At 59.7% G+C, this 17,149-nt stretch carries 21 protein-coding genes; 6 read left to right on the top strand and 15 right to left on the bottom strand.

What is annotated here, in order from left to right:
* Positions 1 to 177: 177 nt before the first annotated feature.
* From ispF to ACTHUY_RS05685, 3 genes are read right to left on the bottom strand one after another with little or no spacing between them, the layout of a single operon-like run.
* On the bottom strand, positions 178 to 642 hold the full coding sequence (gene ispF / locus ACTHUY_RS05695; protein ID WP_441654931.1) for a 2-C-methyl-D-erythritol 2,4-cyclodiphosphate synthase: 465 nt from the start codon (positions 640 to 642) through the stop codon (positions 178 to 180).
* Positions 639 to 1,331 (bottom strand): 2-C-methyl-D-erythritol 4-phosphate cytidylyltransferase, encoded by a 693-nt coding sequence (gene ispD / locus ACTHUY_RS05690; RefSeq protein WP_441654932.1) that lies wholly within the window; start codon positions 1,329 to 1,331, stop codon positions 639 to 641. The genes ispF and ispD overlap by 4 nt, the downstream gene beginning before the upstream one ends.
* A 1-nt stretch (position 1,332) precedes the next feature.
* Positions 1,333 to 1,812, bottom strand: a complete 480-nt coding sequence (locus ACTHUY_RS05685) for a CarD family transcriptional regulator (protein WP_126704554.1) — start codon at positions 1,810 to 1,812, stop codon at positions 1,333 to 1,335.
* A 150-nt stretch (positions 1,813 to 1,962) separates the two neighbouring features.
* Between ACTHUY_RS05685 and ACTHUY_RS05680 the strand changes: the two genes are divergently transcribed.
* Positions 1,963 to 2,436: a hypothetical protein gene (locus ACTHUY_RS05680; protein ID WP_441654933.1), complete on the top strand. Its 474-nt coding sequence runs from the start codon at positions 1,963 to 1,965 to the stop codon at positions 2,434 to 2,436.
* A gap of 255 nt (positions 2,437 to 2,691) precedes the next feature.
* Here ACTHUY_RS05680 and ACTHUY_RS05675 read toward each other — a convergent pair whose 3' ends face one another.
* Together ACTHUY_RS05675 and ACTHUY_RS05670 are read right to left on the bottom strand one after the other, a co-directional pair.
* Positions 2,692 to 3,381, bottom strand: a complete 690-nt coding sequence (locus ACTHUY_RS05675; RefSeq protein WP_441678072.1) for a response regulator — start codon at positions 3,379 to 3,381, stop codon at positions 2,692 to 2,694.
* Positions 3,378 to 4,541, bottom strand: a complete 1,164-nt coding sequence (locus ACTHUY_RS05670) for a sensor histidine kinase (protein WP_441678070.1) — start codon at positions 4,539 to 4,541, stop codon at positions 3,378 to 3,380. The genes ACTHUY_RS05675 and ACTHUY_RS05670 overlap by 4 nt, the downstream gene beginning before the upstream one ends.
* 158 nt (positions 4,542 to 4,699) lie before the next feature.
* Between ACTHUY_RS05670 and phoU the strand changes: the two genes are divergently transcribed.
* Positions 4,700 to 5,392, top strand: coding sequence for a phosphate signaling complex protein PhoU (gene phoU / locus ACTHUY_RS05665; protein ID WP_441678068.1), 693 nt, complete (start codon positions 4,700 to 4,702; stop codon positions 5,390 to 5,392).
* A 167-nt stretch (positions 5,393 to 5,559) separates the two neighbouring features.
* On the opposite strand, the gene ACTHUY_RS05660 is transcribed toward phoU, so the two are convergent.
* The 8 genes from ACTHUY_RS05660 to ACTHUY_RS05625 form a co-directional block, all read right to left on the bottom strand.
* Positions 5,560 to 6,297 carry a phosphoglyceromutase gene (locus ACTHUY_RS05660; protein ID WP_441678066.1) on the bottom strand — a complete coding sequence of 246 codons (738 nt, stop codon included), beginning with the start codon at positions 6,295 to 6,297 and terminating at the stop codon, positions 5,560 to 5,562.
* A gap of 47 nt (positions 6,298 to 6,344) precedes the next feature.
* The gene (locus tag ACTHUY_RS05655) at positions 6,345 to 6,509 is read right to left on the bottom strand and encodes a hypothetical protein (protein WP_164719972.1); all 165 of its coding nucleotides are present in this window, start codon (positions 6,507 to 6,509) and stop codon (positions 6,345 to 6,347) included.
* Between the two features lie 9 nt (positions 6,510 to 6,518).
* Positions 6,519 to 7,235, bottom strand: coding sequence for a type I 3-dehydroquinate dehydratase (gene aroD, locus ACTHUY_RS05650; RefSeq protein WP_441654938.1), 717 nt, complete (start codon positions 7,233 to 7,235; stop codon positions 6,519 to 6,521).
* Positions 7,236 to 7,441: 206 nt separating this feature from the next.
* Complete coding sequence (locus ACTHUY_RS05645; protein ID WP_441654939.1) at positions 7,442 to 7,762, bottom strand: putative quinol monooxygenase; 321 nt, start codon at positions 7,760 to 7,762, stop codon at positions 7,442 to 7,444.
* Positions 7,763 to 7,988: 226 nt separating this feature from the next.
* Positions 7,989 to 8,978 (bottom strand): IS481 family transposase, encoded by a 990-nt coding sequence (locus tag ACTHUY_RS05640; RefSeq protein ID WP_441654940.1) that lies wholly within the window; start codon positions 8,976 to 8,978, stop codon positions 7,989 to 7,991.
* A complete protein-coding gene (locus ACTHUY_RS05635; RefSeq protein ID WP_441654941.1) occupies positions 8,975 to 9,727 on the bottom strand; it encodes an ABC transporter permease in 753 nt (250 codons plus the stop codon). The genes ACTHUY_RS05640 and ACTHUY_RS05635 overlap by 4 nt, the downstream gene beginning before the upstream one ends.
* Positions 9,724 to 10,653, bottom strand: coding sequence for an ATP-binding cassette domain-containing protein (locus ACTHUY_RS05630; RefSeq protein ID WP_441654942.1), 930 nt, complete (start codon positions 10,651 to 10,653; stop codon positions 9,724 to 9,726). Before ACTHUY_RS05630 ends, ACTHUY_RS05635 begins: the two co-directional genes overlap by 4 nt.
* Entirely contained in the window at positions 10,650 to 10,898 is a 249-nt protein-coding gene (locus ACTHUY_RS05625; RefSeq protein ID WP_441654943.1) for an AbrB/MazE/SpoVT family DNA-binding domain-containing protein, read from the bottom strand. Before ACTHUY_RS05625 ends, ACTHUY_RS05630 begins: the two co-directional genes overlap by 4 nt.
* Positions 10,899 to 11,217: 319 nt before the next feature.
* Here ACTHUY_RS05625 and ACTHUY_RS05620 point away from each other — a divergent pair, with 319 nt between their 5' ends.
* From ACTHUY_RS05620 to ACTHUY_RS05610, 3 genes are read left to right on the top strand one after another with little or no spacing between them, the layout of a single operon-like run.
* A complete protein-coding gene (locus tag ACTHUY_RS05620; protein WP_441654944.1) occupies positions 11,218 to 12,402 on the top strand; it encodes an LLM class flavin-dependent oxidoreductase in 1,185 nt (394 codons plus the stop codon).
* Entirely contained in the window at positions 12,402 to 13,091 is a 690-nt protein-coding gene (locus ACTHUY_RS05615; protein ID WP_441654945.1) for an FMN reductase, read from the top strand. Before ACTHUY_RS05620 ends, ACTHUY_RS05615 begins: the two co-directional genes overlap by 1 nt.
* The gene (locus tag ACTHUY_RS05610) at positions 13,069 to 13,566 is read left to right on the top strand and encodes a MarR family winged helix-turn-helix transcriptional regulator (protein ID WP_441654946.1); all 498 of its coding nucleotides are present in this window, start codon (positions 13,069 to 13,071) and stop codon (positions 13,564 to 13,566) included. The genes ACTHUY_RS05615 and ACTHUY_RS05610 overlap by 23 nt, the downstream gene beginning before the upstream one ends.
* 98 nt (positions 13,567 to 13,664) lie before the next feature.
* On the opposite strand, the gene ACTHUY_RS05605 is transcribed toward ACTHUY_RS05610, so the two are convergent.
* Both ACTHUY_RS05605 and ACTHUY_RS05600 read right to left on the bottom strand, forming a co-directional pair.
* Positions 13,665 to 15,038 (bottom strand): MFS transporter, encoded by a 1,374-nt coding sequence (locus ACTHUY_RS05605; RefSeq protein ID WP_441654947.1) that lies wholly within the window; start codon positions 15,036 to 15,038, stop codon positions 13,665 to 13,667.
* Positions 15,039 to 15,513: 475 nt separating this feature from the next.
* The gene (locus ACTHUY_RS05600) at positions 15,514 to 15,981 is read right to left on the bottom strand and encodes a hypothetical protein (RefSeq protein ID WP_441678062.1); all 468 of its coding nucleotides are present in this window, start codon (positions 15,979 to 15,981) and stop codon (positions 15,514 to 15,516) included.
* Between the two features lie 260 nt (positions 15,982 to 16,241).
* On the opposite strand from ACTHUY_RS05600, the gene ACTHUY_RS05595 reads away from it, so the two are divergent.
* The gene (locus tag ACTHUY_RS05595; RefSeq protein WP_441678060.1) at positions 16,242 to 17,039 is read left to right on the top strand and encodes a hypothetical protein; all 798 of its coding nucleotides are present in this window, start codon (positions 16,242 to 16,244) and stop codon (positions 17,037 to 17,039) included.
* Positions 17,040 to 17,149: the final 110 nt, after the last annotated feature.

The following is a 17,149-nucleotide window of genomic DNA, read 5'->3' as shown; positions in this document are numbered from 1 at the left end:
GTGAGTTCCGCGCCGCGCCCACTAAGTTTTCTGGGACAGCGGCGCACACCGTGGTCCTCGTGCCGCCGTTCACGGCCGCTCGTTGATGAACTTCGTCACCGACCTATTGGCATGCTTGAGGGCGCTAGGGCTACCGTTCTTGATGGCACCAGCAAACTCGCTGACTATCTTACGTACTCAGTCGGTTAGAAGAGCCGTCGCCAGGGCAGCGATACCCTCAACGCGTCCCAGTGCCCCCAGGTGGTCCGTCGTTGTTGCGGAAAGAAGTACGGGTGCTCCGACGATGCTCGACATGGTTTCTTGCGCCTCAAGCCGGCGCGGAGCAAAACGGGGTTTTTGGCCAATGATTTGGATCGAGATGTTCTCGATCTGCCAACCTGCTTCACTGACCAGGCGGACTGCTTCCCCCAGGAGGACAGAGCCCGAGGCCCCAGCCCATTCCTCCCTGTCGGTTCCGAAGACCGTCCCGAGTTCCCCGATTCCGGAGGCAATGAGGAGAGCATCGGCAGCCGCGTGCGCGGCAACATCCGCGTCGCTGTGTCCGGCCAGGCCCCCGGTGTCGGAAAACTCAAGGCATGCAAGCATGAGGGGACGCGGCTGCCGAGAGAACGCGTGCACGTCAATCGCGGTCGCTACTCTCATACTTCTTCCTTTGTCTCTTCCTTCAGGAGGAGCTCAGCGAGCTTAAGGTCAAGCACGGTCGTAATTTTCATGGCCAGGGGGCTTCCCTCAACAATGACAACATCGTGGCCCAGGTATTCGACAAGACTCGCATCGTCCGGCGCGCCGTCAACGCCCGGCCACACGATCTCGTGGGCCTCGCGGAGAATGTCGCCGTTGAAGCCCTGCGGGGTTTGCACCCCGCGGAGAACACTCCGCTCAAGCGTGTCGATAACGGGTTCGTACGGAGGTTCGGGGCGCACCACTTTAACCGTGTCGGTCACGGGAAGCCCCGGAACGGCCCCAGCCTGCCCTACAGCAATAGCGTCTCGCACGCGGACGATCACGGGAGGTGGGGTTAGGCAACGTGCCGCGTCATGAACGAGAATGATGTCGGCAGTGCCCGTTTGGTCAATGCCGTTTTTGACGGACTGCTGGCGGGTGTCCCCTCCGGGGACGATATCAATATCGTTTCCGACCAGGCCGGAGAACACATCCTCCGTACCCGGCGGGATCGTCACGACGATTTGGTCGGCAATGCCGGAGGTGATGACACCATCCAAAGCCCGCTCAATGAGTGTGCGCCCGTGCAAAGGCACGAGCGCTTTGGGCATGTTGAACCCGAGTCGGGTCCCCATGCCGGCGGCCGTCACAACAACGGCGGTGGTCATGTCAGCCGAGGATTTCGTCGAGGAGGTCGGATGCTTCTTCCTCGTTGATGTCCTTTGCCAGGGCGACCTCGGATCCGAGGATCTGGCGGGCCTGGGTCAGCATGCGCTTTTCACCTGCCGAGAGGTGACGGTCCTCGTCACGGCGCGTCAGGTCACGAACAACTTCGGCGACCTTGATGACGTCACCGCTCGTGAGCTTTTCACCGTTCGCCTTAAAGCGACGGGACCAGTTCGACGGCTCCTCTGTCATTTCCTCGCGCAGGACCTCAAAGACCTGCTCGAGCTTTGCCTCGTTCGAGACGTCACGAACGCCGACGTCTTCGATGCTGGCGGCGGGAACCTGGATGACGAGATCTCCCTGGATCACGCGCAACGTAAGGTACTTCAGTTCTTCGCCATCGATGACCTTGGTCTCGATGTCTTCAATGTAAGCAGCCCCATGGTGCGGGTAGACAACAGTCTCGCCGATCTTAAGCGACATAAATAGAAAGCCTTTCACGGAATGAGCCCAACTAGAAATCCATTCTAGCATCACGCACAATCCGGCTCACAGGATCCGAGTATTCGTCTACTATTCGCCAATCAGAGCGCGCACGATACGCTATTCTGGGGAACTGACATAGGAGGTCATGTGAATCTTAAGCGTCTTACCGCCGCCGGCGCTCTCGTGCTACTCGCAACGGCAGCATGCTCGATGACAACCGAGGCGATCACTCAGAAGCCGTATGCACCGTCTGACGGCATCCGCGTCCACCTTGATTCCGACGTGGTGTTCGAGAACCTCATGATTATTTCGGACGGCAACGGCGAAGGCGTTCTCTACGGCCTCGTCAACAACCGCTCCGAGGAGGCCGTCACCGCAGAGATCTCGGGCGGTGACATCACCGAGTCTTTCGACGTCGAAGCTAGCTCCCACCTGAACTTCAGCACCGCTGAACTCGCGGAGAACGATGAGCTCATCCTGATCGAAGGCGACTTCCAGCCGGGCTACAACGTCGACACCATTGTCACTGCCGGTGGTGCAGAAGCCCCCGCCACGATCCCCGTGATCACGGCATGTGCATCGGGATATGAGGACGCTTTCCCCGACGCGCAGTGCGACTAGCCATACTGACACTCTTCTTCGGTCGGCCCCGTCACTGACGGGGCCTTCCACGTTCCACAAACGTCGGTCATAAAGAGGACCTCCGTCGTGCGGGCGTATTCCCGCGCGCATTCGCCGTCACCACGCGGTGGCGAAGCAACACGTAAGCAATCTGTCGCTCGACCACATCCCGCGAACGAGCATTCCCTCGTCAAACATGAACCGGGTGGGCCAGGAGCACGAATACTCCCCGCCCACCCGGCTTGTTATTTCGTCTTATTCGGTGGTTTCCAGCTTGTAGCCGAGGCCACGAACGGTCTTCAGCATCTGGGGCTTTGAAGGATCCAGTTCAATTTTTGAACGCACGCGCTTCACGTGCACGTCGAGGGTCTTTGTGTCGCCAATGTAGTTCGGGCCCCAAATCCGGTCGATGATCTGACCTCGGGTGAGGACACGGTTCGGGTTCCGCATGAAGAGCTCGAGAAGCTCGAATTCGCGCAGCGGCATGGCGACCGTCTCGCCGTCGATGTGGACTTCGTGGCGGTCGGTGTTCATCGTGACCCGACCGACGGACAGCGACACCTCTTCTTCGCCGGAGTCCTCGCTTGCTCCGCGACGTAGCACGGCTCTCATGCGGGCCACGAGCTCGCGGTACGAGTAGGGCTTTGTCACGTAGTCGTCGGCCCCGATCTCCAGGCCTACAACCTTATCGATCTCCGAGTCCTTCGCGGTCAGCATGATGACGGGGACGGAGGACTTTTGGCGGATCTGCCTGCACACCTCGGTGCCGCTGAGTCCCGGGAGCATGAGATCGAGAAGGACAATATCGGGCTCGACCCGGTCGAAGCTATCCACAGCCTCCTTACCGTCCCCGACGGCGACAACTTCGTAGCCGTCACGGCGGAGCTTGAATGCGAGAGTGTCTCGGTAGGACGCTTCGTCTTCGACGAGCAGAATCGCAGTCATCGGATTACCTCTTCCTTGGTGTCCGGCGTATTCGCATACGCCGCTGGAACGATGAACGTGAAGGTCGAGCCTTTACCTGGCTCGCTCCACAGGGTGACACGCCCGCCGTGGTCGGCTGCGACGTGCTTAACGATTGAAAGGCCAAGGCCACTACCACCAGTATCCCGTGTCCTGGCCTCATCGCCACGGTAGAAGCGTTCAAAGACGCGTTCGCGTTGCTCGGTGGAGATGCCAACGCCCTGGTCAACGACAGCAATCCTCATTTCGCCATCGAGTTCGCTCAGCCCAATTGAAACGCGACCGCCCTCGTTCGAGTACCGGATCGCGTTGTCGATGAGATTGCGCACCGCTGTTGTCAGTAGCGACTTGTCACCGAAAGCTGTCGCCTGCTCCACCGGCGCGGACACGAGGGAAATACCTCGGTTGTCGGCCTCGACGCGGCAGCGGTCGATCGCCTCGGAGATCACCTGGCCCAGATCAACGAGCTCGGAATTAACGAGCGCGGCACCGTCTTGAAGACGGGACAGTTCAATGATGTCCTGCACGAGAGAAGCAAGGCGCACAGATTCCCTCTGTAGCTTCTCGGTGAACATAATGACGTTCTCGGGTTCGTCCGCACATTCCTCGATGGTTTCAGCGAGCAATCCGATCGCTCCCACCGGCGTTTTCAGTTCGTGAGAAATATTGGCAACGAAGTCACGCCTTGTCTCTTCCAGTCTTTTCGCTTCCGTGGAATCAAAGAACAGGACAAGGAAACGGTTTCCGCTCATCGGTGCTACCCGGACGGACAGGATGAGTTTGCCGGCCCCCTCAAAGGACCGCCGCATCGACACTTCCATATCCATTGCTTCCCCGCTCTCGCGGACCTCGGCAACGGCGGTAGCAATCTCGGAGCGAGTAACACGCGATCCGCGGACCAACCCGAGGGAATAGGCAACCGTGGAGGCGCGCTCAACATCTCCCATGCGGTTCAGAAGGATATGGGCTTGCGGCATGGCCGAAAGGATAGCCTGCACGTCGCCTTCCGACGGCCCGGGCTCGTCAACTTCCATGCCGTCCTGAGCGTCTCGTGACGACCGGTAGGCATGCATGGTGTAGGCTCCTACAACAATTCCTAGGAGCGCTGCAACGATGATGTAGACGATCCCAGAGGCAGGCATGCTTCCAGACTAGACCGTCAAAGCAAGAATCACCCATCTAGTTCCACGTGAATGACTTTCTGTTTACCTCATCCTCACAAGTAGTTAACCCGGCTATGATGAGATCAAGCTCGGAAATTGTTTACCCGCTCCAGAATCACCAACATCAAGGAGTCAAAGTGCGCGAGATCTTCAAGCAGGAAATGCAACAGCTCGGCGACGATCTGCTCAAGCAGGGGCGCGAAGCTGCGCGCTCAATGGAGGGGGCCGCCGAGTCCCTCAAGAACGCCAATCTAGCGCTTGCCGAGCAGGTCATCGACGCCGACAAGAGGATCGATGCTCTCGAGCGCAACCTCGACGAGATGGGAATTTCCCTCCTCGCTCGTCAAGCACCCGTCGCAGCGGATCTTCGTACCGTTGTTTCAGCCCTCCGTATTTCTTCCACCCTCGAGCGCATGGGTGACCTTGCGCGCCACGTTGCCTACGTTGCACGCGGCCGCTACCCCGAGCGCGTCAACTCCGGCGAAGTCTATGACCTGCTGGTTGAGATGGCGGAGCACGCCACGATCGTTGGCCACCGCGTTGCCGAGCTACTCGACAGCCACGATCTGGAGCTCGCCGAAAGGATCGAAGAAGAGGACTCGATTCTCGACAAGCTTCACCAGAAGTCGTTCTCCCTCATCCTTGACGAGGAGCAGCACATGGAGCGTCAGGAGCTCATCGACACCGTTCTCCTTGCCCGCTACATGGAGCGCTACGGCGACCACGGCGTTTCGATCGCCCGCCGCATTACGTTCCTTGTCACCGGTATCCACGCCGAACGAAACATGTCAATTGGCGACGTAGCCCTGGGCTACGAGGAGCGTCAATAATCCATTCGAGGAACCTGCGCTAACTTTTACAGGACAAAGCGCTAGCTCCCCAAGGATTCCGTAGGGACCGGCACCGGCATACCCAACCAGTCACTTCGAGAATCCCACCCACGCACAGTGAGGGCCCCCGTTCAATCGAACGGGGGCCCTCAGCTACTTTAGGGGACTTACTTGCCCTGGTTGGCAACGGCCGCGATCGCGGCGTCTGCTGCCTCGGGATCGAGGTAGGTGCCACCGGCCTTGATCGGCTTCAGGTCTTCATCCAGCTCGTAGTAGAGCGGGATACCGGTCGGGATGTTGAGGCCAGAGATCTCCTCGTCGGAAACACCGTCGAGGTGCTTAACGATTGCGCGGAGCGAGTTGCCGTGTGCGGCAATCAGGACGGTCTTGCCCGACTTGATGTCCGGGACAATCTCCTCATCCCAGTACGGGAGAAGACGCTCGAGGACGTCCTTGAGGCACTCGGTTGCGGGAATCGGCTCACCTGCGTAGCGGGCTTCCTGATCCTGCGAGAACTCGGATCCGAGCTCGATCGGCGGCGGCGGAACATCGTAGGAACGACGCCACTGCATGAACTGCTCTTCACCGTACTCGTCGCGGATTTCCCTCTTGTTCTTGCCCTGGAGAGCGCCGTAGTGGCGTTCGTTCAGACGCCAGTTGCGCTTGACGGGGATCCAGTGCAGATCGGCTTCGTCGAGGGCGAGGTTGGCGGTCGAGATTGCCCTGCGTAGCAGCGAGGTGTGGAGAATATCGGGCGTAACGCCAGCATCCTTCAGGAGCGTGCCGCCGCGCTTTGCCTCTCCCACGCCCTTCTCTGACAGTGGGACATCAACCCATCCAGTGAAGAGATTCTTTGCGTTCCATTCGCTCTCGCCGTGGCGGAGCAGAACCAGTTTGTAGACCATGTACCTATCTTTCCATGTCAGTGGTTAACGGGTGGGGGACGGCGGACCTAGTCTGCCGACGTTTCGTGGGCCTTGGCCTCCGCGGCCTCGCGAGCATCGAGCTCCGCCTCAGCGTTCCTTTCGAGACGGTCCGAGTTCATGATGAGCTTCATGACCGCGGCGAAGGCGCCAAGCGCAAGGATTGAAGGCAGGACTGCAAGTAGGTTCTCCACGGGATTAGTCTAACGTCCAAGCGCGTCGATAACACGACGGAGAAGGTGAGCATCCAGCTGGCCTGGTGCTGAGCCTCCGCCGAGCGCTCCGAAAGTTGCGACGGATCCGCAGGCTTTAGCCGCAACCCGCGTCCACGCGGCTTCCTGACCCATGGAGATTGAAATAACGGGAAGGCCGAAGCGGCCCTTTGCTTCACGGGTCAGTTCCATTTGACGCCAGGTATCATCCGAATGCTTCGGCATGTAGGCAATTTTCAACAGATCCGCCTCAATCTCCGCCATGTCATTCAACGTCGCCAGAATATCGTCGTTGCGGGGAGTGCTAGTGAAGTCGTGGTGGGATGCGATGACGGGAATACCAGCATCGTGCGCCATCGGAACAACCTGGTAGGCGGCAGACCTGCCAACCTCAACATCGATCGCAGCAAAAGGCGGGCGAGCAAGCCTCATGGCAGCGGCTGCGTAGTCATGGCCGTGCCCCGGGAACTTACCGCCCTCACGATCGGTTCGGATCGTGGCGATCACGGGCAATTCGATGCCCTCGAATTGCTCCGCGCACGCATCCCAGTCATCGCTCAAGTCAGCACGCCACTCGATGCAGTCAGCACCCGCCTCACGGGCCTCAGCGAGCTGAGCCGGAATCTCGGAAGGCGCTCCAAAAACGGAGACAATCAATGCGGGGACGGGGGACGCTCCCGTTAGCGGTTCGGGCAAACGCGGTTCCATACATACCTCCTGCCGGGCACCATCCCGGCATCTTCAATTATGTCGGCCGCTTCCCGGCCCGGCCAGCCACCACAGGTCCCACGCGGATTCTCCCGCCTCAAACGCACCGCCCATACCGGCATCCCAGAGACTTGTGGGCTACTGCTAGCCGAGGCGAGACGGAACTGTGGCTGGGTTGGCAAGCGAAATTGACCGTCGTAATTCGGCTAGTCGACCTGGAGTTCCCCCATGTCGTCCCAGTCATTGCCGTCGATCTGACGGGAGATGATCTTCGGGGTTGCCGTCAGGTACTGCGGGAACTCTTCCTGCATCTTCTTAAAATGATCGGACTGGACATGGGGTCCTGCCCCATCGTCCTCGAAGCCCTCTACGAGGACATAGGTGTTCGGTTCCTTCACCGACCTTGACCATTCAAAGAACTTATTGCCGTCCTCAGCGAGGGTGGCCTCGGTGAACTCTGCACTGATCTCGGGCCAGCGGTCGGCATACTCGGGCTTAATCGGAAACTTAACGACAATGAGAATCATGGCTTCCCTTCCATAGGTTTCTGCGAGCCCAAACGGGCTCGCAGTGGCGGCGAATTCCCTAACGCTTTGTCACGCAAGTCGACACCTGCATTCTGTTCGCGACTTCTCCGCAATACTTACGCTAATCGCCCAGGCAGCATCACGCCCCGTCATTTCGCACTTGGGGGAACAACCGTGCCAACTGGCCACGGCGGACTATCCCTCGCAGCCAATTCAGCACGGACACCTAACTGTACTGACCGGGGACGTTGGTCAATCGGGAGATGGGCGGCTGGTAGTCGCAGGCCGTGTGCAGCCGGTGGTGGTTGTAGTGGTGGAGCCAGTCAGTGAGTGCGTCGCGACGCTCCTGCTCACTGGTGTAGCAGCGAGCGTAAGCCCATCCGTCGGCCATTGTGCGATGGAAGCGTTCGACCTTGCCGTTGGTTTGCGGCCGGTAGGGGCGGGTCCACTTCGGGGTGATGGACAGCGCCTCGCAGGTGTCGCGCCACAGGTGCGAGCGGTAGGCACCGCCATTGTCTGATAAGACTCGTTCGACAGTGACGCCACGATCGGTGAACCACTCGACCGCACGGCGCATCACAGCGACCGCAGTGGTGGCGGTCTCGTCGTCGTGGGCCTCGGAGTACGCCACTCGTGAGTGATCGTCGATCACGGTGTGGATGAAGGCGTACCCGAGCTTGGGATCGCGCCACTTGTTCTTCGGCTTGTCGGGGGTGGCGGAACGGTTCTTCTCTCCTTGGCGGCGGCCCACGTAGCGCCAGCCACCGCCATCGGGGATGTTCCCGAACTTCTTCACGTCTACATGGACGAGGGAGCCAGGGTAGCGGTGTTCGTACCGGCGAACTAGCTCGCCAGTGGCGCGGTCGAGGTAAGCAAGTCGGTTCAATCGAGCCGAGCGCAGGATGCGGTGCACGGTCGATGGAGCGACACCGACGCGCACGGCGAGCTGAACCGGTCCTTCTCGCAGCCTCATTCGCAGGCTGATACAGCGCTTCGTGACCGCGAGCGATGTCTTGGTCGGTGAGTTCTTCGGGCGCGAGGACCCGTCCTGCATGGACTCGCCGGACACATAGCGGTCGACCCAACGCTTCACGGTGGGCCACGACACCTGGAACCGGGCTGCGATCTCGCTGATCGGCCATCCTTCGTCGACGACGAGACGGGCGACCTTGAGTCGGTGGCGAGGTGTGAGAGCGGCGTTCGCGTGCGTCGTCATCGGACCGGATCCCACTGGAAGCGCCACCGGCCGACGAGAGCAGCGACAGCGAGTACAACGCACAGAAGAAACACCGGCATGATCATGGCGGCTAGTGGGTCGCCGTCCCACGCGTGTTGAGCGGCTTCGACGAACCAACGGACGGGTGAGTACTGAACGATCTGCTGAATCGCCGACGGCATCGCCGTCAATGGGGTAAAGGCTCCGGATGTGAGCATGAGCAGGATCATGAGCACGTTCCCTATGCCCGTAGCGGCTGTGGCGGAGGGATAGAGCGCCGCAAGCGCGCAACCCACTGCGAGGAAGGTGCTGAGCCCGATGAGGCACACGGCCAGGACACCTGGGACGTGGCTAGGCCTGGGCACCCCGAAAACCCCGATCCCAATCGCCAAAGCGGTGAGCATGCCCGCAATACCTACGACGAAGTGCACGGTGAGGCTCGCTGCGATGAAGGTGGAACGACGCAGCGGCGTAAGACTCAGGCGTCGGAGTGCGCCCGTGTCACGAAGGGTCAGCATCGCCACGGGCACCTGGAGGACCCCGGTCATGGCGAGAACAAGAGAGGCGAAGGCGGGCAGGGTCGCATCGAGGAATCCCTGTCCACCGAACTCCGGTCGCGGATCGTTACCGAAGATCGCACCCAAGGCCAGCACCAAAACCGGCGCGAAGGCGAAAGAGAAGAACAGACCTACAGGGTCGCGGCGCTGGGAGCGCCATAGGGCTTTGAGAAGGGCTCGATATGCGTTCATGCCGCCTGCTCCTCGGTGGTGATGGTTCGACCGGTGAGGGCCAGGAAGACGTCTTCAAGGCCGGGGGTCGTCGTGCTCATGCTCGTTACGGTGATGCGGTGTGCCGCCAGTGCAGCAAGGACGCCCTGCAGCCCGTCCGCAGCGCCGCGGATGGTCAGTTCCCGTCCCTCTGTTCGAGCGCTGGTCACGCCAGGAACTCCGTTGAGGTCGAACTCTGCGCTAGGCGACGCCGACAGGATGAGCTTCGCCGTGGTGTCACCGGCATGTTGCTGGATGAGGGAAGTCACTGTGTCCAAAGCAATCAACCGGCCGTGGTCGATGATTGCTACGCGGTCGCATAGCCGTTCGGCCTCCTCCATGTAGTGGGTTGTGAGAACGACCGTTGCACCGCCATCGCGGACGTGCTCGACGGTGTCCCACATGTTTCGACGTGACTGAGGATCGAGAGCGGTGGTGAGCTCGTCCAAGAAAGCGAGCCGGGGGCGGTTGATCAACGCGAGGGCGACGAACACTCGTTGACGCTCCCCACCCGAGAGCCTGTCAACGCGGGCGTTGGCCTTGTCCTTGATCCCCAGATCCGTCAACAGTTCGCGCCAAGGCCGCGGGCGCTCGTAGAAGGCGGAGTAGAGCTCGAGGGCGTCCTGCACAGTGAGGCGAGGTGGCAGGGCCGCGCTTTGCAACTGGACCCCAATTTGCTGAGCCAACGAGTGCTGGTCCCGCACGGGGTCGAAGCCGAGCACCTCGACGCGCCCAGACGAAGGGCGGTCCAGTCCTTCCATGCAGTTCAACAGGGTCGTCTTACCAGCACCATTCGGGCCCACCACCCCGAAGACCTCTCCTTCACGGACCTCGAAGGAGACGTCTTCGAGGGCAGTGAAGCTGCCGAAGTTGCGGCTGACAGCCGCACAGCTCACGACGTTCTTCATCCCTCATCACCCTCTGAGTCCACGGGGGTCTGATGGCCAGGCATCACCTGCATGACGATCTGATCGAGCGTCTCCTGGCGCATCAAAGCGATCCCTTGGTTCGCGTCAGCGAGGATGAGCAGGGTGTCGCCCGGGTGGATGTCGAAGAGCTCCCGCGCGCCCTTGGGGATGACGATCTGTCCCTTGGGGCCGACCTTGACTGTCGCGGCGTACTTGCCCGGTGGGGGCGTTTGATCCATGTCCATGCTGACCTCCTGGTTGGTGCCACAAGTATAACAAGTGGCACCATCCAGGAGGTGACCTCACGGCATGTAGTCGATCAACGTGTCCGGTCAGTACACCTAACAGAGCACCGGCACCGCCGGCACTTACCGGACGCTCGCGCTCCACGACAGTCATCCACGACAGGCACAGATCCTTACACCGGGTCGACACCAGACCATCTCCAACACAGCTCTAATTCTGTTGCTTCTGTCACGTCCGGAATGCTCGGGAATAGATCAGCAGATTCCGCGTTGTCTTAGATAGTTCAAATTTAAACTATTTTTCGAGAAGGAGAGCAGCATGCAGTTCGGAGTTTTCACAATCGGTGACGTCACGACCGATCCCACGACGGGCGAGACGCCCACAGAGAACGAGCGCATCAAGGCAACCGTTGAGATTGCCAAGCATGCGGAAGAGGTCGGCTTCGACGTTTTCGCAACCGGCCAGCACCACAACCCGCCATTCGTTGCCCCCGGCAACCCGCCTACCCTCCTTTCGTTCCTTGCGGCACAGACGGAGAAGATCACGCTGTCGACCGCGACAACCCTGATTACGACGATGGATCCGGTTCGCCTTGCCGAGGATTACGCCTACCTGCAGCATCTTGCCGACGGTCGTGTCGACCTGACAATGGGTCGTGGCAACACGGGCCCCGTCTACCCCTGGTTCGGTAAGGACATTCGCGCCGGCATCCCCCTCGCCGTTGAAAACTACAACCTTCTCTACCGCCTCTGGCACGAGGAGCAGGTGGACTGGCAGGGTAAGAACCGCACGCCGCTCTCAAACTTCACAGCAACCCCGAGGCCGCTGGACGACGTTGCCCCCTTCGTGTGGCACGGTTCGATCCGCTCCCCCGAGATCGCAGAGCAGGCTGCTTACTACGGTGACGGCTTCTTCCACAACAACATTTTCTGGAACAAGGAGCACGTCATCCAGATGGTGCGCCTCTACCGTCAGCGCTACGAGTACTACGGTCACGGCAAGGCCCACCAGGCTTATGTCGCTCTCGGTGGCCAGGCATTCATGCACAAGAACTCACAGGAGGCAGTCCGCCAGTTCCGTCCCTACTTCGACAACGCCCCGGTTTACGGCCACGGGCCCTCGATGGAGGACTTCACGGAGATGACACCGCTGACCGTCGGCTCGCCCCAGCAGGTCATCGACCGCACTCTCGAGTTCCGTGACTGGGTTGGCGACTACCAGCGTCAGATGTTCCTCATCGACCATGCCGGCCTGCCGCTAAAGACCGTTCTTGAGCAGCTCGACATCTTCGGCGAAGACGTTCTGCCGGTCTTGCGCGAAGAATTCAAGAAGAACCGTCCTGAGGACGTTCCTTCCGCACCGACCCACGACTTCCTTGTTAAGCGCCACCTGGCTGGCGAGGACCCGGTTCCCGGAGGCAAGGAAGGCTCGAAGGCATGGGAGGACGCACAGGAGCGCAAGGCCAAGCTTGAGGCCGCCGCTAAGGAAATGGAAAACAACTGATGGTAGCTATCGAGAACGCTTTCGAATCGACCGATCCGTTCACTCCCGAGGCACGGCACATCGCCGTTGTTTCCGGCGGACTCGGCGACCCTTCGCAGAGCCGAATGTTGGCCGACCGCCTCGCCGAGGCAGCCACCGACGCACTGTCAGGGTCCGGTGTCGTACCCGAGGTCCACGTTGTTGAGCTTCGGCTCCTCGCCTCGGACATCTCCAACGCGCTGATCGCGCACAACAACTCCCCCGCGCTCCAAGAGGCTATTGACCAGGTCATGCAGGCAGACGGCGTCATTGCCGTCACCCCGACCTTCAAGGCTTCCTACTCCGGCCTGTTCAAGTCCTTCTGGGACCTTATCGACGAGGAGGAGTTCGCGGGCACCCCGGTTCTCTTGGGAGCCACGGGAGGAACCGCCCGCCACTCGCTCGTTATCGACCAGGCCATGAGGCCGCTGTTCGCCTACCTCAAGGGCGTAACGGCGCCCATGAGCGTATTCGCCGCCTCGGACGACTGGGGCCGGGTCGAGGGCGGAGCTGACTCCACTCGCACCGAGCCGATCCATCAGCGGATCGCGAAGGCCGGTGCCAGCTTCGCCAGCCTCCTCGAGGGTCGTCCAGCACGCCCGCGGAAAAAGAAGGAGACGAATCTTGAGGATCTCGAGGTGATTCCCTTTGACCAGCTCCTCAACGGTTAGTCGCTGGACTCGGTCCGCGAACCCCGCCCACCGCGAGCACGGCACTGACCGACAGGCGTGGCGCGCCTACTGGGAAGCAACCGCGCTTCTTCGTGACCGCTTGGAAAAGCAGCTCAAGGACGAAGCAAATCTCAGCCTCACCGACTACAACCTGCTTCTTCTGCTGAAAGAGGCAGGGGGCTCGATGAGGATGGGCGAGCTCGCCAACCGGATGGTATTCGCTCCTTCACGAATCACGTACCGAATCAAGCACCTTGTGGAACGCGGCTACGTCACGCGCGAAGTCGAAGGGGCGGACCGTCGTGGTGCGGTCGCCACGATCACCGATGCTGGCAGGGACTGTTTCCGTGATGCGGCACAGCTCCATTCAGCCCAGGTGGAGGAGCTGTTCCTGAACCGCCTCCAGCCCGGCGACGCCGAGGTGCTCCTCCGTGTCTTCGAGGACGTTGGCTGCCACCTCGACACAGACAGTTAGAAAAAATGAATATCCCCGGCAATCAAATGATGAAGCCGGGGATATTCACGTTTGTCGATGGCGTTCGCCACCGAGCATCTGGTTAGCTCATGAACTTTCTAGTGAATAGATTTGCCTCTTTGCTCGGGCAGGAAGAACGCCGCCCCGGCCGCTATTGCAAACGCAATGGAGAAGACCGTGAACGTGAGAACGTTTCCTCCCCAGCCGATAAAGAGGGGCACAAGAAGCGGAGTGATGATCGAGGCGATACGACCAAAGCCGGCCGCGGCTCCCGTGCCTGTTCCTCGGACGGTCGTCGGGTATAGCTCTGGGCCAATCGCGTAGAGCGCACCCCACGCACCGAGGTTGAAGAAGGACAGCATCATGCCGGCTGCAATGATCTGCCAGTCCACAGCCGCCTGACCGTAGAGAATTGCTGCCACGGCAGACCCTGCGAGGAAGATCGCGAGCGTGGAACGGCGGCCAATTTTCTCAATGAGGTAGGCCGAGAGAGCATAGCCCGGGATCTGGGCCAGGGTGATGATAAGAGTGAACTCGAAGGACTTAACCAGCGAGAAGCCCTGCGCTGTCAGGAGGGACGGGATCCAGGTGAAGGCGCCGTAGTAGGAGAAGTTGATGGCGAACCAGATGATCCACAGGGCAATCGTGCGGCGCCTCATCGAGGGCGACCAAATAGTCAGGTGCTTATCGACCTGCGGAAGCTTGTACTTCTCAGCATCCACCTCGGACTGGACGGTCGGTCCCGTGTACTCGTATTCAGGGCCAGCAGATTCCTCGTATTCCTGAACAATCTTCTCGGCTTCGTCATACTTGCCCTTGGTCTCCAGGAAACGAACCGATTCGGGTGCGTGGAGACGAATAACAAGTGCGTAGATCGCGGGCACGGCGCCAATGACAAGGCCCCACCGCCATCCATCATCCGAACCGGCGACAATGAAGTAGCCAATCAGAGCGGCAAGGATCCAGCCGATAGCCCAGAAGGCTTCAAGCCAGACGATGACGCGTCCGCGGATTCTCTTCGGCGCAAACTCCGATACCAGCGTAGAAGCCACGGGCAGCTCGGCACCCAGGCCAAGGCCAACAAGGAAGCGGAATACCAGAAGAACCCCGAGGGAGGTAGCAAGGGCCGCAGCCCCTGTTGCAATTCCGTAGATCAGGAGGGTGAGGGCAAAGACAGAGCGGCGACCAATCTTGTCCGCAAGCAGACCACCAAGAGTCGCTCCCGCCGCCATGCCAATAAAGCCGACGGAGAAAACCCACGACTTCTCGCTGTCGGTCAGTCCCCACTGTTCAGCAAGCGCAGCGACAATGAAGGAGATGAGTCCAACATCCATCGCGTCCAGCGCCCATCCAACACCCGATGTTCCAAGAAGCTTCCCGAGTTTCTTCGTAAACGGCAGCCGCTCCAGCCGCTCCGACCGTGCAAGCACCTCTTCGTCGCGCGATGCTTGATCATCTGCAGAAGTATTCATCAACGTCCTTTTATCTCGTAGGAGACCGCGCCCAGGTCCCCTCGAATTCCTGGGATGTGGCTCGATGCTACACCGCATACCTCTCAGATCAGCACAATTCCCCCATGGTGAGACCGTCGACAATCCGCTAGAAATTGCCAATAGGTCAGGCTATGGGTCGGAAACCATGACGAAGACATCACCACGGCAAGCACTTTCCGAGCAGATCAAGTACAACACCCATTACGCGTCAACATCCGGATACGTGATGCGCATCATCCCCAGCCTTTAGTCCCGGAAAAGGACTCGAAGGGCGCCTTAGAGTGAAGTCACGACATTACTTCCCAAGTGTCATAGTTGGTAAGGCCCGTCCCGATCGGACGGGCCTTACTTTTTATGGGGCGAGTTCGCCGAACGAACTACGTCGCCAGCACCCCGATAACGTCGAGGGTGTTGGGGGTGCGAGCATTCAAGAGCGCACATTCAGGGCTTAGCGTCAAAACCCTTGTTGCGTGGAATCCGGACGGAACTGTTGCTCTCGAGCACCGGAGAGATCATCTCGGTTCGCGACGTTCTCCGCGCTCACACCGTGGTACGGATGAGCTCCAGGAGCCGGGCCAACCGGCACATTCTCCTCAAAGCTAGGATCGACTGGTCGGCCCCAGGCATAGGACTGTTGCGCGTAGGGCTCGAAAAGAAATTTTTCCCCCATCGCATCAAACATACGGAACGCACGATAGATACCGATGGTTAGCAGTACCGCACCGAAGAATAGGAAAACAATGCCGAAGATGACCAGGACTTCAACGGTGTCGTCCGACCGGCTGGAATACGAGTAAGAGTATGAGTTCCACGAATCGACAGCGACGTTATAGGCAATCCCACCCAATAGGATTCCGAAAAAGGACAACAAAATGCCCCACAGAATGAATCCAGCACTCTTCATGTGTTGAATAGCGGGCACGCAAATCACTCATCTCTCAATTGGCGACACGATTACGAAAGCGACAGTTCACAATCAGCCTAACGACACCAATTGGTGCAATCTGGCCAAAGGTCCCAAGCCACTGGACCCGAAACGATTTCCGTGCGGGGCGTGCAACATGATGATGGAAAGTTCGACAGAAAATAGGAACACTGCCGTCCGATAACAGAAGATTCCAGCTCGGTATCTACCAATCTCTCGCCGCGCCCCGTGTGCCCTGGTGCCGTAGTGTGGTGGTCATGAGAGCAATGAAGCTGACAACGTCTGCGGCGGTAGCACTACTTATCGTTGCCGCATGTAGCGATGCAACCACATCCGACGAGGATGCCACCGACAACACCGGAGCCGACGACAACACCACCGAGGCCACGGAGTCACCCACGCCCGACGAGACTGGGGAGACAGATGAGGCAACGGAGGGTGAGCCTAGCGAGCCGGAGGAACCTGTCTATGAGCCTCGGACTCTCACCCCGGATATTGATGACGTAGAAATCCCGGACTATTCCGATGGACCGATGGACTGGGATGTTGCACCCGGACCTGACGGTACAATTCCTGCACTGCCGTGGTATTTCGGAGAGCCTGCTTACCGTTCCGCAGAACAAGTCGGGGACGAAGAGCCGTTCCAGTGGGACGCGACCCTGCACGAGGTTGTATGCGGGGTGGACCCCGGTGCATTGAATGAGGAATATCGCGACAACCTGACAGACTCTTATATTGGCAGAGCAAATCAGGAGCTGTGCAAGGTAACGATCCAATACGACCACATCGGTAGCACTCCAGGTGTTCCCGAACTGCCAACCGGCATAGTCATCGACGACACCGAATACGAGCAACCGTCAGACCCTGCCCTGGACTTCATTAACGACCAGCTCTTCGATGAAGCCTTTGCTGAGGAGCTTCGCACTGGCGACAGCGTCATCGCCGTGACCTATCTGGAAAAGCCTATCGACGAAGAACTCCAGGCAATCTACCTCGGGCCCGACGCCACGCAGGTTCGGATGTGGCTACTGCTGGAACCATACGAGGCGCCATAAACAGCAAACAGACCCAAAGATCGAATCGGTCGCGATAACTCCCACCCGCCGGGCAAAACCCCGAGGCGCCAACGACGTCATCGGGCCGATTACATGCGAAACCCCCGCAG

Origin of the sequence: Flaviflexus sp. (assembly GCF_052087705.1) — a bacterium.
Taxonomy (GTDB): Bacteria; Actinomycetota; Actinomycetes; order Actinomycetales; family Actinomycetaceae; genus Flaviflexus; species Flaviflexus ciconiae.
Note: the sequence above shows the minus strand (reverse complement) of the source record. Positions and strands in the feature narration are given on the sequence as shown.